11 protein-coding genes are annotated in these 14,389 nt (G+C 62.8%); 5 read left to right on the forward strand and 6 right to left on the reverse strand.

Annotated features, from left to right (window positions below; genetic code table 11):
- Window positions 1–13 precede the first annotated feature (13 nt).
- The 4 genes from FHX03_RS28280 to FHX03_RS28295 form a co-directional block, all read right to left on the reverse strand.
- Complete coding sequence (locus FHX03_RS28280; protein ID WP_183856483.1) at window positions 14–1,624, reverse strand: ABC transporter substrate-binding protein; 1,611 nt, start codon at window positions 1,622–1,624, stop codon at window positions 14–16.
- Between the two features lie 122 nt (window positions 1,625–1,746).
- On the reverse strand, window positions 1,747–3,144 hold the full coding sequence (locus FHX03_RS28285) for an LLM class flavin-dependent oxidoreductase (RefSeq protein WP_183856485.1): 1,398 nt from the start codon (window positions 3,142–3,144) through the stop codon (window positions 1,747–1,749).
- 17 nt (window positions 3,145–3,161) lie between these two features.
- A complete protein-coding gene (locus FHX03_RS28290) occupies window positions 3,162–4,223 on the reverse strand; it encodes an ABC transporter permease (protein WP_064650313.1) in 1,062 nt (353 codons plus the stop codon).
- Window positions 4,220–5,704 (reverse strand): sugar ABC transporter ATP-binding protein, encoded by a 1,485-nt coding sequence (locus tag FHX03_RS28295; protein ID WP_183856487.1) that lies wholly within the window; start codon window positions 5,702–5,704, stop codon window positions 4,220–4,222. Before FHX03_RS28295 ends, FHX03_RS28290 begins: the two co-directional genes overlap by 4 nt.
- A gap of 235 nt (window positions 5,705–5,939) precedes the next feature.
- On the opposite strand from FHX03_RS28295, the gene FHX03_RS28300 reads away from it, so the two are divergent.
- Both FHX03_RS28300 and FHX03_RS28305 read left to right on the forward strand, forming a co-directional pair.
- Window positions 5,940–6,986, forward strand: coding sequence for a substrate-binding domain-containing protein (locus FHX03_RS28300; protein ID WP_183856490.1), 1,047 nt, complete (start codon window positions 5,940–5,942; stop codon window positions 6,984–6,986).
- Window positions 6,987–7,066: 80 nt separating this feature from the next.
- Window positions 7,067–8,275, forward strand: a complete 1,209-nt coding sequence (locus FHX03_RS28305; RefSeq protein WP_183856491.1) for an acyl-CoA dehydrogenase family protein — start codon at window positions 7,067–7,069, stop codon at window positions 8,273–8,275.
- A gap of 74 nt (window positions 8,276–8,349) precedes the next feature.
- Here the strand turns inward: FHX03_RS28305 and FHX03_RS28310 are convergent, their stop codons facing one another.
- Window positions 8,350–9,567 (reverse strand): SfnB family sulfur acquisition oxidoreductase, encoded by a 1,218-nt coding sequence (locus FHX03_RS28310; protein ID WP_183856493.1) that lies wholly within the window; start codon window positions 9,565–9,567, stop codon window positions 8,350–8,352.
- Window positions 9,568–9,889: 322 nt separating this feature from the next.
- On the opposite strand from FHX03_RS28310, the gene FHX03_RS28315 reads away from it, so the two are divergent.
- Window positions 9,890–11,227 (forward strand): LLM class flavin-dependent oxidoreductase, encoded by a 1,338-nt coding sequence (locus tag FHX03_RS28315; RefSeq protein ID WP_097627900.1) that lies wholly within the window; start codon window positions 9,890–9,892, stop codon window positions 11,225–11,227.
- 6 nt (window positions 11,228–11,233) lie between these two features.
- Here the strand turns inward: FHX03_RS28315 and FHX03_RS28320 are convergent, their stop codons facing one another.
- Entirely contained in the window at window positions 11,234–12,292 is a 1,059-nt protein-coding gene (locus FHX03_RS28320) for a substrate-binding domain-containing protein (protein WP_183856495.1), read from the reverse strand.
- Window positions 12,293–12,427: 135 nt separating this feature from the next.
- Between FHX03_RS28320 and FHX03_RS28325 the strand changes: the two genes are divergently transcribed.
- Both FHX03_RS28325 and FHX03_RS28330 read left to right on the forward strand, forming a co-directional pair.
- A complete protein-coding gene (locus FHX03_RS28325; protein WP_183856497.1) occupies window positions 12,428–13,462 on the forward strand; it encodes a Gfo/Idh/MocA family protein in 1,035 nt (344 codons plus the stop codon).
- An 11-nt stretch (window positions 13,463–13,473) separates the two neighbouring features.
- Window positions 13,474–14,376, forward strand: coding sequence for a sugar phosphate isomerase/epimerase family protein (locus tag FHX03_RS28330; RefSeq protein ID WP_183856499.1), 903 nt, complete (start codon window positions 13,474–13,476; stop codon window positions 14,374–14,376).
- Window positions 14,377–14,389: the final 13 nt, after the last annotated feature.

Genomic DNA, 14,389 nt, shown 5'->3' on the forward strand with positions numbered 1-14,389 from the left:
GCCGCCGATCCTATCACGATTGCAGCGCCGTATCGCCCCAGTTCGAGACAGCCCAACGCGGGTTATCCGCGACGTTGAGCACGCTGTCGCGTGCGACGGTGATGAAACCCCATTCCGCGACGTTGATCAGCGGCAGATCGGCGACGACGAGCTGCTGGAACTTGCGGTACAGATCGGTGCGCGCCGCCGTGTCGACAGTCTCCGAGGCCTGCTTGATGATCTTGTCGAGCTCCGGATTGACGTAGCCGCCCTGATTGGAGAAGGGCACGCCGGCTGGCGTCCCGGACTGGACGAGAATGGTGGTGGAGATCGCCGGATCACCGCGGAAGACCGGCGGACCGACGGCAAGGTCGAAGTCGTGGTCGGTATAAACAGCCTTCTGGTGCGCGGCCGCATCGGCATTGACGATCTCCGCATTGATGCCGATCACGGCGAGCGCCTGGCGAAGGTAATCGCCGAACTGCCGGGTCTCGTTGAAATAGGGCGCGGGGCGAAGCTTCAGCGAAAAGCGGTTGCCGTCAGGCCCTTGGCTGTAACCCGCCTTGTCGAGGATTTCGTTGGCGGCAGCAGGGTCGAACGCATAGGTCGCGACATCGGGTGTATAGAACTCCGGCGCATTCTTCGGCACCGGGCCGGTCGAGGCTGCGGCGTAACCGAGGAAGATCGTGTCGACCACGAATTTCTTGTCGATCGCCTGGGCGATTGCCTGACGGACCCTGAGGTCGGAGAGCTCCTTGCGGCGGTGATTGATCTCGACGACGAGCTGGTAGGTCAATGCCTCGTAGCCCTTCGAAACCACCTTGATCCCGGCGACCTTGGAGATACGGTCGAGATCGGCGAGCGGCACCGCCGAGAAGGCGGCAAGCTGGATTTCCTCGGCTTCGAGTGCTGCACCCGCCGCTTCGCGGTCGGGCAGCACGCGGAAGATGATCTCGTCGAGTCTCGGCTGCTCCTTGTCCCAGTAATTTTCGTTGCGCGTCAGCCGGTAATATTCGCCGGGCTTGTGTTCGGCGAACTTGAACGGACCGGTGCCGATCAGCGTGTTATTGGCAGGGTTGGTCGCGATGTCGGTGCCGTCGAAAATGTGCTTGGCGACGACGCTGGTGACAACAGGCAGCGCGTTACGGATCAGCTGGAACGGCGTCGGCTTGGAGAAGCGGAAGATGGCGGTGTAATCGTCGGGCGTATCGACGGCTTGAAGATTGGCAAAGACCAGGCGGCCGAGATTCTGCATCGTCTTCCAGACGTTGAGCGCCGAGAAGGCGACATCGACCGAGGTAAACGGCTTGCCATCATGCCAGGTGACGCCGTCGCGGAGCTTGAAGGTGACGGAGAGGCCATCGGTCGAGCCTTCCCAGGAGGTGGCGAGACGCGGCGAAAGCCCATCCTTGCCGTCGAACGACGCTTCGGCGAGCGGCTCGATCACCTTGCTTGCGACGAAAAATACGCCGTTCGAGGCGACGATGGCGGGATTGAGGTTCTTCGGCTCGGAATCGGCTGCAACGATCAGCCGGCCGCCGGCGGGCGCGGTCTGCGCGAGCGCCTGCCGGGCGAGCGCCGTCGAGGCAAGGAGCAGGGCGGTGCCCTTCATCAGCGTGCGCCGCGAGATAGATGGTACGGTCATGACCTCTCCTGATCGGTGAAAATCGAGTGCCCATATTCAGGGCGAAATGCAAATTGTCATAGAGGTTAGATTCGAATGGTCGGACTGGGCGAGATATTTTTTGTCACCCAGCCATTATTCGCTCAGCCGTTGGCGGCGACACGTGCGGGCGCGTCGAAGAGATTGCGATATGCGGCGCCGGGATGTGGCGCGACGAGCCGCGGCCCTGCTCCCCCGAGCTTTTCGCGCAGCGTTCCTTTGGCGTATTCGGTCTTGTAGACGCCGCGCTTTTGCAGTTCCGGTACCAGCAGATCGACCGCGTCCTCGAAACTTTCGGGCGTCACGGCATAGGCAAGATTGAAGCCGTCGACATCGGTGTCTTCGATCCATTCCTGCATCAGATCGGCGACCGTCTGCGGCGAGCCGACGAAAACCGGGCCGAAACCGCCGATGCCGACCCAGTCGGCCATTTCGCGCACCGTCCATTCCTTGGTGGGATCGATGGTGGTGAAGGTTTCGACGGCCGATTGCACCGCATTGGTATGGCGGTGCCGCAGCACCTCGTCCGGCCCGAACTGGCCGAAATCGATGCCGGTCCAGCCGGAGATCAGCGTCAGCGCACCCTCGAAGGAGGCGTATTTGCGGTATTCATTAAACTTCCGCTGTGCCTCCGCATCCGTTTCGCCGAGGATGACGGTCTGCAGGTTGAAGGCAAGGATTTCGCGCGGGTTGCGGCCGACGCGTTCGGCCGCCTCGCGGACATTGGCGACGTAACGCTTCAGCACAGGTTTCGACGGGGATGCGACGAAGATGCACTCGGCATGGGCGCCGGCGAAATCCTTGCCGCGGCTGGAGGCGCCGGCCTGGTAGAGCACTGGCGTGCGCTGCGGCGAGGGTTCGCTCAAGTGAATGCCGGGCACGTTGAAATGCTTGCCGGAATGGCGGATCGGGTGGACCTTGTCAGGATGGGTGAAGATACCGCTTTCCCGGTCGCGGATGACGGCGCCGTCCTCCCAGCTTCCCTCCCAGAGCTTGTAGCAGACCTCGAGATATTCCTCGGCAAGATCGTAGCGGTCATCATGCTTCGTCTGCGCCGGCTGGCCGATATTGAGCGCCCCGCTGTTGAGGTAGGAGGTGACGATATTCCAGCCGACACGCCCTTTCGTTAGATGGTCGAGCGTCGATATGCGGCGGGCGAAGGTGTAGGGGTGCTCGAAGGAGAGCGACGCCGTCAGGCCGAAGCCGAGGTGCTCGGTCTCGTAGGCCATGGTGGGGATCAGCTGCAGCGGATCATTGACCGGCACCTGCGCCGAATGGCGAAGTGCGGCGTCGACATTGCCGCTCAGCACATCGTAGACGCCGAGCACGTCGGCGATAAACAGTCCATCGAACTTGCCGCGCTCCAGCGTCTTTGCCAGATGCACCCAATAGTCGAGATCCTTGTAGGTCCAGGACTTGTCACGCGGATGGCGCCAGAGCCCCGGCGACTGGTGTCCGACGCAATTCATATCGAAGGCGTTCAGCCTGATTTCGCGGGTCATGTCTTTCTTCCTTGGAATTAGGGATTGCTGCGGCCGAGGCCATAGGTGAGGGCGAGTGCGCCGACGAGCACGGCGCCCTTGACGAAATCCTGGGTGTAGTAGGGAGCGTTCAGCATGGTGAGGCCGTTCAGCAGGACGCCGACGAAGACGGCGCCGGCAATGGTGCCGAGCACGTTGGGACGCCTGAGATTGAAGACGGCGAAACCGATTAACGCGGCAGCAACAGAATCCATCAGCAGCGAACCGCCGGAGGAAATGTCGCCGCGCCCGACGCGGGCGGCGATCACGATGCCGCCGAGCGATGCCAGCGTGCCCGATAGGACATAGGCGAGCGTCTTCAGCCGCACCGTCGAAGCGCCGGCAAGCCGGGTCGCGACCTCGTTGCCGCCGGTCGCAAACAACAGCCGGCCGATGCGGGTGCGTTCGGTGAGGATGAAGAGTGCGATGGCGACCACCGCCATCAGCACCACCGAAACGGGCAGGGTGCCGAGGATGCTGTAGCGGCCGATCAGCAGGAAGGCCGGATCGTAGGCGCCGGTCGCCTTCGACCCGTCGGGTAGAGTAAGGCCGGCCGAAATCGACCGGCCGGCGGTCGGGATCAACTGCAGGCCGGAAAGCAGAAACATCATCGCCAGCGTCGCCAAGAGATCCGGCACCTTCAGGCGGACGATGAGGAAGGCGTTGACGAGGCCGACCAGAGCGCCAAAGGCGAGCACCAGCGGCACCGTCGCATAGGCATCAAGGCCCCAGACGATCATCGCATAGCTGGCCGCCATCACGCTGGATGCGGCGACCGCGCCGATCGACAGATCGAAACCGCCGACGGCCAGCGTGACGGTGACGCCGGCGCCGAGAATGGCGACGACGGACACCGCCTGCAAGATGCTCATCAGATTGGCGATATTGATGAAGGCGGGTTGGGCAATGGTGAAGCCGACGATGAGCAGCGCCAGCAGGATGAACACCGCGCCCGCCCGCAGGAACGCCCCGAGGGCGGCGAGACGGCCGTTATCGGCTTGCGGCGATGCCTTCGGCCGGACGCTTGCCTGTGGAAGTGTGTCGTCGTCGATCGTCGTCATGCGGATATTCCCTGGATGGCAGAGGCAAGAGCGGCCCCCTCTGCCGCGGGCCTCAACACGTGGCGGTCGATGACGAGGATGCGGTCGGCCACCTCATAGGCCTCCTCCGGGTCGGAGGTCGCAATCAGCGTCGCCCGGTCGGTGCGGGCGCGGATTGCCCGGATGATGTCGTGACGGGCACCGACATCGACGCCCTGGAAGGGTTCGTCAAGCAACAGAAGCCGGCTCGGTTCGGCCTCCCAGCGAGCGATCACCGCCTTCTGCTGGTTGCCACCGGACAGCGACCAGACCGAGGCGAACGGACCCGCGGCCTTGATGCCGAGACGCGCGATTGCCTGTTCGGCCTCGCGTCGTTCACGGCCGCCGACGAGGAAGCCGCTCGGATACCATTTGCCAAGATGCGGCAGGCTGATCGTCGCCGACAGCGAATGGCCCGGCCATGCCGGCGGCATCAGCGAGGAGCGATGACGGTCTTCGGCGGCCATGGCGACACCCGCCGCGATTGCATCAGCCGGGCTTTTCGGCCGGTACGGCCGGCCATCGAGGAACATTGTGCCGCCGGCAAGCGCCGTCACGCCGAAGATCGCCTCGAGCAGCCGGCTCTTGCCGGCGCCGAGCACACCGGTCACCGCCACCACCTCACCCTCATGTAATGACAGATCGAAGGAGGTGGCCCCAGAGAGCAGTCTGATATCGCGCATCTCGAAAATCGCCGGACCGGTCGCAGGCCGCGCATCCGGCCGAGCCGCCTCCAGTCTGCGGCCGATCATCGTCTCGATGGCGCTCGAAAAATCGATCGGCCGCGAGAAAGTGCCGACGACGCGGCCGCCGCGCATGACGAGCGCGCGGTCGGCGATGGCTTCGAGATCGGCGGTACGATGCGAGATATAGAGGATCGCCAGTCCGCGCTTGCGAAGCCTAAGCAGAATATCGAAGAGGCGCCGGCTTTCTTCTCCGGAAAGGCTTGCCGTCGGCTCGTCGAGAATGAGAAGATCGGCGCGGTTGGCAAGCGCCCGGGCGATCGCCACCAGCTGCCGATCGGCGCTGGTGAGTTCACCGAAATCACGGTCCAGCGGCAGACTGAAGCCGGCGGCATCGAGCATGGACTGCGCGGCACGGCGGACGCCGACGCGCGAGACGAAGAAGGGCGTGCTGCGATCGGCGAACCGGTTGAGCAGCAGGGCATCGGCAACCGTCAGGCCGGCGGCACCGACGAGATCCGTCGACTGGTGCACGGTGACGACGCCGGCCTTTGCCGCTTCGGCCGGACTGCGCGGCGCAAACGGACGACCATCCAGATTGATCGCGCCGCTATCGGCCGGAAGCACGCCGGAAAGAATCTTGACCAGCGTCGATTTGCCCGCACCGTTTGCACCCATCAGCGCCACGATCTCACCGCGGTCCATCGAAAGATCGGCACCGGCAAGCGCCCGCGTCGACCCGAAACTGCGGGTGATATTTTCAATGTGAAGAAGCGGCATCGATAGTGTCCGGGACTGCATTCGAAGCCGGAGTGTGCCCCGTCCGGGCGGTCGAACTCCAGGCACGCCTTTCCCTCACGAACTGTCCTCGGGAAACAAAGAATCTCCTGCAGCACGTAAAATCGGATCATTTACTCTACTAAAAACATAGAGATTATATCTAATAATTCAACGCGTCGCGAGGGCTTCCAGACCTGTCAGACGACGCCTCCGATTTGCTAGAAGGAACGCGACGATGAAATCCCTCGCACGGCTCGCACTGTCTGCCGCCGTCATTCCGTTCACTTTCATTCAAGGCGCAAAAGCCGACGGTCTGTCCGGCGCTCCGGCCCCCTTCGATAAGGGTGGCGTCAAGGTGGCTCTGATCAGCTACATCTCGGCCGGTGATTTCTTCCAGGCTTACCAGGCGGGGGCTGAAGCCCAGGCCAAGGCGCTGGATATCGACCTGCGCATCTTCCCCGGCCGGCAGGATGCCGCAGAACAGCGCGAACAGATCCTCCAGGCGATCAATCTCGGCGTCTCCGGCATCGTCATCGACCACGGCCTGCCGGAATCGCTCGGCGACGTCGTGCAGCAGGCGCTCGACAAGGGCATCAAGGTCGTGGCCTTCGACGTCAACCTCAACAACCCCAAGATCCCGCAGGTGGAGCAGAGCGATCACGAGCTTGCATCACTGGCGCTCGAACAGGTGGTGAAGGACAACGGCAACAGCTTCAACGCCGGTTATGTCTATGTCGCCGGCTTTGCGCCGCTCGACCGCCGCAACGAGGTCTGGGACAAGTTCAAGTCGGACAATAAAGGCGTGGTCGAAAAGGCGCGCTTCGGCAATGTCAGCGACACAACGGCGACCTCGACCGCCGATCAGGCGAAGGCCGTGCTGACCGCCAATCCCGATATTTCAGTCGTCTTCGCCCCCTATGACGAATTCGCCCGCGGCGTGAAGCTTGCCGCCAACGACCTCGGCATAGCAAACAAGCTCAAGATCTATTCGGCCGACGTCTCGACGGCCGATATCCAGGAAATCACCGAGGAAGGCAGCCCTTGGGTTGCGACCGTCGCGACCAATCCTGCCGTCGTCGGCGCCGTCTCCATTCGCGCCGCCGCCCTCGAAATCGCCGGGCAGACGGTTCCTCACCAAATCACCGTGAAGCCGACGCTTCTGACGCAGGAAAGCCTGCGCGCAGCCGGCGTCAAGACGATCGAGGAACTGGCCGAAAAGATCCCGGCCTTCAGCACGAGCGATGCTGCGACCGCCAGCTGGATCCCGGACAAGCTGTTCTGAGACCACGCACTTCGATCCTTCCGGCGGAAGCCTCTGCGGCTTCCGCCGGATCATCTTTTTGGAGAATTGGAGTTCCGCCCATGAGCCAATCCAATGTCATCTTCGCGGCCAGCCGCAACCCGACGCGCGAAGAGCTCTTTGCCCGTGCCGAGGATATCTCGGCCGACCTTTCCAGGCGTGCCGCAGACCTCGACCGCGAAGGCCGCCCGCCGCTTGCCGAAATCATCAAGTTGAAAAATGCCGGGCTGCTCAATGCGTTGCATCCCACGCAAATCGGCGGCGGTGGCCTCGATTGGGTCGACGGGCTGAGGCTGGTGCGCATCCTCGCCCGTGGCGAGAGCTCGATCGGCCAGTTGCTCGGCTACCACTATGTCAACAGCCAGTACATCTATTGGGCCCTCGATCCGGCGCGCGCCCATGCGCTGGGCAGCGATACCGTCGCCAGGAACCTCTATTGGGGTGCAGCCGTCAATCCGCGCGATCCCGGTCTGGTGCTCACCCGTCGGGGCAACGGCTATGTGCTGAACGGACGCAAGTCCTTCTCCACGGCGGCGCGGGTTTCCGATTACATCAATGCCAATGCGGCGCTCGACGACAAGATCGCCGGCTTCGCCGTGCCGACCAATCGTCCAGGCTACGTCGCCAACGACGACTGGAACAATATTGGCCAGCGCCTGTCGGACAGCGGCAGCGTCGAGTTCCGCGACTTTCCCGTCTACGAGGAGGATTTCGTCGGCGAGCCGGCTGTACCTGATGTGGCGCCGCCTGTATTGTCAACCTTCAACACGCCGTTTATCCAGCTGGTCTTCGTCAACTTTTATCTCGGCACCGCGGAGGGCGCGCTGCAGGCGGCCGTCGATTACGTCCGCAACACGACCCGGCCATGGATCACCTCCGGTGTCGAGCGGGCGGCCGATGATCCATATATCCTCGAACGTGTCGGCGAATTCACCGCGGCGCTGAAGGCCTCGGCGGCCCTTGCCGACAGCGCGGCATCAGCCGTGCAGGCGGGCCTTGCCCGCGGCGGCGACGTCACCGCACGCGAGCGCGGCGAGGCAGCGGCGGAAGCCTATGCCGCCAAGGTCCACGCCACCCATGTCTCGCTCGACATCACCTCGCGCGTCTTTGAACTGACGGGCGCGCGCTCGACGGCCGACAAATACCGCTTCGACCGGTTCTGGCGCAATGTCCGCACCCATACGCTGCACGATCCCGTCTTCTACAAGGCGAAGGAAGTCGGTGAATTCGTGCTGAACGACAGGATACCGGAGGTCAGCCTCTATAGCTGAGCGGCCATCTTCATCGAAAGCAAAACCCCATCGCCGGCACCGGCGGTGGGGTTTTCGGTTGGAGAGGGGAGATTTCAGAGCGCGCCGTTCTTCGGCGGCGTCACGCCGTTCAGATGGTAGTTGCCGACGACGTGATATTTCCAACGCACGGGATCGTGCAGCGTATGGGTGCGGGCATTGCGCCAGTGGCGGTCGAGGTTGAGGCCTGTTTGTACCGACGAGGTGCCGGCAAGCTCGAAAAGCGTGTTCGAGGCCTCGAGCGCCACTTCGGTCGTCAGCACCTTCGCCGCAGCGACGGCCAGCGTGGCCGCGATCACTTTTTGCTCCGTCGTCTCGATCTGCGCGGCATCGACCTTGTGGCCGGCGCGCTCGACAAGAGCGGTTGCCGCTTCGAGCCGGATGGCGATCTGGCCGACCCTAGCGATCGTCAGCGGATCGTCTGAGGCACGCTCAAGGCCGCTATCCATCCAGGGGCGCGATTTCGTCCTGACGAAATCAAGCGTTTCGGCGAAGGCAGCCCTGGCGATGCCGAGATCGACGCCGGCATGGATGATCTGGCCGACGGAGCCGATCGTCGTCGGCCGCTCGAAACCCTTGTGATGGAAGACGACGGAATCGGCGCTGACATAGACATTGTCGAGGATCGTCGTGCCGCTGCCGGTGGTGCGCTGGCCGAAACCGTCCCAATCGTCGACGATCTCGACACCTTCGGTGCCCTTCGGCACGAAGGCCATCGTCAGCCGCTCCTCCGGATCGAGGGCGAAGACAGTGATCCAGTCGGCGAAGAGCACGCCTGTGGAATAGAACTTGCGGCCGTTGATCCGGTAACCCGGACCGTCGCGGGTGATGCGCGTATTGTAGTGGCCGACCGTCTTGGTGCCGCGCTCGGATAGCGCGTTGCCGAAACGATCGCCGGCCAGCACCCGGCCGAAGAAATAGCGCTGCTGCTCCTCGCCGCCGTCGGTTCTGAGCGCCTCGAGAATATAGAAATGGTTCTGCGGGATCTGGCCGATCGAACCGTCCGCCTCAGACAGGATCGCGGTGATCTCGGCAAGCACGGCGTTGGAGACGTCGAGCCCGCCATATTGCGCCGGCACGGTGATCGCCAGAAGGCCGGACTGGGCGAGAAGATCCAGTTCGCTAAACGGCAGGATCCGGTCGGCGTCGCGCTCGGCTGCGCGTGCGGCAAATTGCGCCGCCAGTCTGCGGGCGGTGGCGATCGCCTCATCATCGCTGCCGATACGGTCGGCCAGGGGCCGGATCTGATCTGCTTGCCTCAGCACGGTGTTCATCGATGTCTCCAATTCTGACGAGCCTATCGGTGAAAGAAATTAAGCGTCGAGATAAGAGCACAAATTCTATAGATGCGACAGAAAATGAAAAGTGTTTGCTTATCGGGCTTGGATCGCCGCGATTAGTGTTGCGGTCGGACACTCGTGCGACGACATCGCCTGGGAAGCGATAAAATTCCTGCCCAGAACCGGCGTTCCCGGTCTCGATTTGACGACGGCGACCTCCTACGTAACCGATGTCAGGTGCGTCACCGCGCCGGTTGCAGAAAGAACGCCCAATGCGGGGCAGGGCGGCCGCCTTGCCCGATCCATGAGGAAAATCATGACCCGTTCACGGCAGTTGCGCCTCGGCGCCTTCATGCGCCCCGTCAGCCTGCATACCGGCGCCTGGCGCTATCCCGGTTCTTATCCCGACGCCAATTTCAATTTCGCCCATCTGAAGTCCTTCGCGCAGGCGCTGGAACGGGCGAAATTCGACGCCTTCTTCATGGCCGATCATCTTGCTGTGCTCAACATGCCGGTCGAGGCGCTGAGGCGCAGCCACACCGTGACCTCCTTCGAGCCCTTTACGCTGCTCTCGGCGCTGGCGGCGGTGACGGAGCGCATCGGCCTCGTCGCCACGGCCTCCACCACGTTCGACGAGCCCTATCACATTGCCCGGCGTTTCGCCTCGCTCGACCATATCAGCGGCGGCCGCGCCGGCTGGAACATCGTTACGACGTCGAACCCTGATGCCGCGCTCAACTTCGGCCTCGACGAACATGTGGAGCATGGCGAGCGCTATCATCGCGCCCGGGAATTCTATGATGTGGTCACCGGGCTTTGGGATAGTTTCGCTGACGATGCCTTCATCCGCGACCGGAAAAGCGGCCTGTTCTTCGATCCGGAGAAGATGCATGTGCTCGGCCACAAGAGCGAGGAACTGAGCGTCCGCGGACCGCTCAATATCGCCCGGCCGCCGCAGGGCTGGCCTGTCATCGTCCAGGCCGGCCAGTCGGACCCCGGCCGCCAGCTTGCCGCCGAGACTGCCGAAATGGTCTTCTGTTCGCCGCGCGATCTTGCCGCCGGCAAGGCGCTTTATGCCGATATCAAGGGACGCATGGAAACGATCGGCCGCAACCGCGACCATCTGAAGATCCTGCCCGCCGCCTTCGTTATCGTCGCCGATACGATCGATGAAGCGCGGGCCAAACGCGCCACCCTCGACAGCCTGGTGCACTACGACAGCGCCATCGCCTCGCTTTCGATCGCGCTCGGCCATGACGTTTCCGGCTTCGATCCCGACGCACCGCTACCATCAGATATTCCCGACACCAATGCCAGCAAGACTGGCCGCGCCCAGGTGCTGAAGCTTGCCGCCGAGGAGAAGCTGAACGTCCGCCAGCTGGCGCAGCGTTACGGCGGCTATGCCGGCCTCGCCTTCGTCGGCACGCCGGCAAGCATTGCCGACGAGATGGAACGCTGGTTGGAGGAGGAAGGCTCGGACGGCTTCAATATCGTCTTCCCCTATCTGCCGCAGGGTCTTCTTGACGTCACCGAGCGACTGGTTCCGGAGCTTCAGCGCCGCGGCCTGTTCCGCAGCGAATATGACGGCACGACGCTGCGTGAGCATCTTGGTTTGCCGCGGCCGGAGAACCGGTTTTTCGCACCCCCCACGTGAGGCGTGTCAACCGCTCGAACTCCTTTTCGCCGTCGCGATCTCAAACGCGTCGCTTTCCCCCGGCACCAGTTCGAGCGGCCAGACAATATTGCGCCCCCCTTCGGGATAGAACGCGCGATAGGCCGGCACATGGGCGAGAAGCGTCTGTCCGAGCGCGACGCCGAGATCGTAGAGCGACATACGGAAGCAGCTGAGCGAAGGGTTTAGGAACCGTGCGCGCGGGGCATCGCGGAAGCCGATCACGGCAAGGTCGCGCCCGGGCATGACGCCCGATTCCATCAGTCGGCGATAGAGGCCGATCGCCATCAGCTCGTAGATCAGGATCACCGCCGTCGGCCGTTCATCGAGCAGCAGCAGCTCATGGGCCGCCTGGTAGCCGCCCTGTTCGCTCGACTTGACGCGAATGACGAGAGACGGATCGAAAGCGATACCGTGCCGCGCGAGCGCGCGGCGATAACTCTCGAGAAAGACATGGCCCAGGTTGACATCGCTCGACGGCGCCGTGATCGCGATCCGGCGGTGGCCGCGCGCGACCAGCCGGTCGACGGCGCGTTCGGCCACGCCTTCGAAATCGAGGTCGATCCAGGGGAAATTGCCTGGGGAAAGGCTGCGGCCGACCGCAACGAAGGGGATCTTTGCCCGCGACAGAAGATCGATGCGCCGGTCGAAGCGCTGCGTATTGGAGATGATCATCGCATCGACGATCCGGCGCGCCACCATTCGCTTCAGATATTCGTGCGGATCCTCGTCGCTCGGGCAGGGTAGCATGATCAGGTCGAGTTTGTGGCGGGCAAAGACGCTTTGCAGGCCGCTGGTGACGCCGAGGAAGAAGTTGTCGGCATTTTCGACCGCCTCCATGCTGGATTCGATCATCAGCCCGATTACCTTCGTCTCTCCTTGTCTGAGACTCCGTCCCGACTGGTTGGCGACGTAACCGAGTTCCTCGGCCGCCGCCAGCACGCGCTGCCGCGTTTCCTCATTGACATCGGGCTTGCCGTTTAGCGCCCGGGAGACCGTGCCGATCGAAATATCCAGGTGTTCGGCAAGCTGGCGAATCCCCTTCATCGCTGACGATTTTCCTCCCGTCCGTAATTTCCCATTTGGCGTCTATTGACACCGCAAAATGTTTTCGCCTACAGTCGTAAACGTTTACGGAGTGCGTGTCACGAGGAGAGTTGACGCCATTCCCTGGAGGAAATCGTGAAATTCGGTGCCATTCTGTGCGGGTGCGGAGCTATGTCCAAAGGTTGGTTGCGCGCCATTGCGTCCAACCCTCAACTGGCTGACTCCATCGATATCGTCGGCCTCGTCGACCTCAACCGCGAGACGGCGGAAAAGCTCGCTGCCGAGTTCGGACTCGAGAGCGCCGTCATCGGCTCGGATCTCTCCGAGGTCATCGCCGCCACCAAGGCCGATCTGGTCTTCGACATCGTCATTCCGGCCGCCCGTTACGATGTCGTTTCGACGGCGCTCAAGGCCGGCTGCCACGTGCTCAGCGAAAAGCCGATGGCCGCCTCGCTTGCCGAGGGCGCCGCGCTGATTGACCTTGCCGCCGAAACAGGCCGCATCCACGCCGTCATCCAGAACCGCCGTTTCATCTCGGGCATCCGGCGCCTGCGCCGCTTCGTCGACAGCGGCGCGATCGGCGAACTCACCGGCATTCATTGCGATTTCTTCCTCGCGCCGCATTTCGGCGGCTTCCGTGAAGAAATGGACAATGTCCTGCTGCTCGACATGGCGATCCACACTTTCGATGCGGCTCGTTACGTCGCCGACCGGAAACCGCTCGCCGTCTATTGCGTCGAGCGCAATCCGACGGGGTCGTGGTACCGGCACGGCGCCTCGGCGAACGCCATCTTCGAATTCTCCGACGACATCGTCTTCACCTATCGCGGCTCCTGGTGCGCCGAGGGCGAGCGCACCAGTTGGGAAAGCCAATGGCGTCTCGTCGGCTCGAAGGGCATGCTCACCTGGGACGGCGAGGAAAATTTCAAGGCGACCGTTGCCGGCGAGGAGCCCGGCCTGTTGCGCGGCTCTGCCGCCGTAAACGTTCCCGGGCCGGAACATGAGGCGGAAACCCACGGCCATGCCAGCGTCATCGCCGATTTCATCGCGGCGATCCGCACCGGCAAACATCCCGAAACGGTCAATTCCGACAATATCCGAAGCCTCGCCATGGTCTTCGGCGCGATCGAAAGCGCCAAGACCGGCAAGCGTATCGAAATTTCAGCATAGGATGACGTGACGTGAGCAACCCTGCAAAATCCATTCGCATCGGCACCATGGTCAGCGGCAACAAGGGCGATGCCGCCACGCGCATCGGCGAGATTGCCGACATGGGCTTCGAAAGCTTCGAACCCTTCTTCTGGCAGACGACCAAGGGGCAGAATCTCGCCGAACTTGGCAAGCGCTGCCTCGAGGTGATCGGCGACCGCGACATCACCATCTCGACGCTCGGCATGTTCGGCAATCCGCTGGAAGAGAGCGCCATCGACCTGGAAACACTGCAGGGCTGGAAGGACTGCATCGACAATGCCCATCACTTCGGCGCATCTTGCGTCGCCGGCTTCACTGGCCGCGTCCGCGGCAAACCGCTGACCGACAGTTTACCCCGCTACAAGCAGATCTGGAGCGAGCTCGCCAAGCGCGCCGCCGATAACGGCATCAAGATCGCCTTCGAGAACTGCGCCATGGACGGCAACTGGGCGACCGGCGACTGGAACATCGCCCATAATCCGGATGCCTGGGAGCTAATCTTCAACGAGACGCCGGACGACCATATCGGGCTGGAATGGGAACCGTGCCATCAGATGGTCTATCTGATCGACCCCATGCCGCAGATCCGCAAATGGGCGCACAAGTTCTTTCACGTCCACGGCAAGGACGCGACCATCCGCTGGGAGATCATCAAGGAACACGGCATCTTCGGCAAGGAGAAATTCGTCTTCATGCGTACGCCGGGCTTCGGCGACAGCAACTGGACCGACATCATTTCCGAGCTGCGCCTTGCCGGCTGGTCCGGCTCGATCGACATCGAAGGCTGGCACGACCCGGTCTATCGCGACGAACTCGAAATGACCGGCCAGGTCTATGCGCTCAACCACCTCAAGCATGCCCGGGGCGGCGAATTCGTCGTCGATCCGGTCTGATGATATCGTTTCC

Origin of the sequence: Rhizobium sp. BK456, assembly GCF_014194045.1 — a bacterium.
Classification (GTDB): domain Bacteria; phylum Pseudomonadota; class Alphaproteobacteria; order Rhizobiales; family Rhizobiaceae; genus Rhizobium; species Rhizobium redzepovicii.

Bases quoted from the DNA above. Each gene is read 5' to 3' on its own strand.
- FHX03_RS28280 (WP_183856483.1), bottom strand. From the start codon at position 1,624: ATGACCGTACCATCTATCTCGCGGCGCACGCTGATGAAGGGCACCGCC.
- FHX03_RS28285 (WP_183856485.1), bottom strand. From the start codon at position 3,144: ATGACCCGCGAAATCAGGCTGAACGCCTTCGATATGAATTGCGTCGGA.
- FHX03_RS28290 (WP_064650313.1), bottom strand. From the start codon at position 4,223: ATGACGACGATCGACGACGACACACTTCCACAGGCAAGCGTCCGGCCG.
- FHX03_RS28295 (WP_183856487.1), bottom strand. From the start codon at position 5,704: ATGCCGCTTCTTCACATTGAAAATATCACCCGCAGTTTCGGGTCGACG.
- FHX03_RS28300 (WP_183856490.1), top strand. From the start codon at position 5,940: ATGAAATCCCTCGCACGGCTCGCACTGTCTGCCGCCGTCATTCCGTTC.
- FHX03_RS28305 (WP_183856491.1), top strand. From the start codon at position 7,067: ATGAGCCAATCCAATGTCATCTTCGCGGCCAGCCGCAACCCGACGCGC.
- FHX03_RS28310 (WP_183856493.1), bottom strand. From the start codon at position 9,567: ATGAACACCGTGCTGAGGCAAGCAGATCAGATCCGGCCCCTGGCCGAC.
- FHX03_RS28315 (WP_097627900.1), top strand. From the start codon at position 9,890: ATGACCCGTTCACGGCAGTTGCGCCTCGGCGCCTTCATGCGCCCCGTC.
- FHX03_RS28320 (WP_183856495.1), bottom strand. From the start codon at position 12,292: ATGAAGGGGATTCGCCAGCTTGCCGAACACCTGGATATTTCGATCGGC.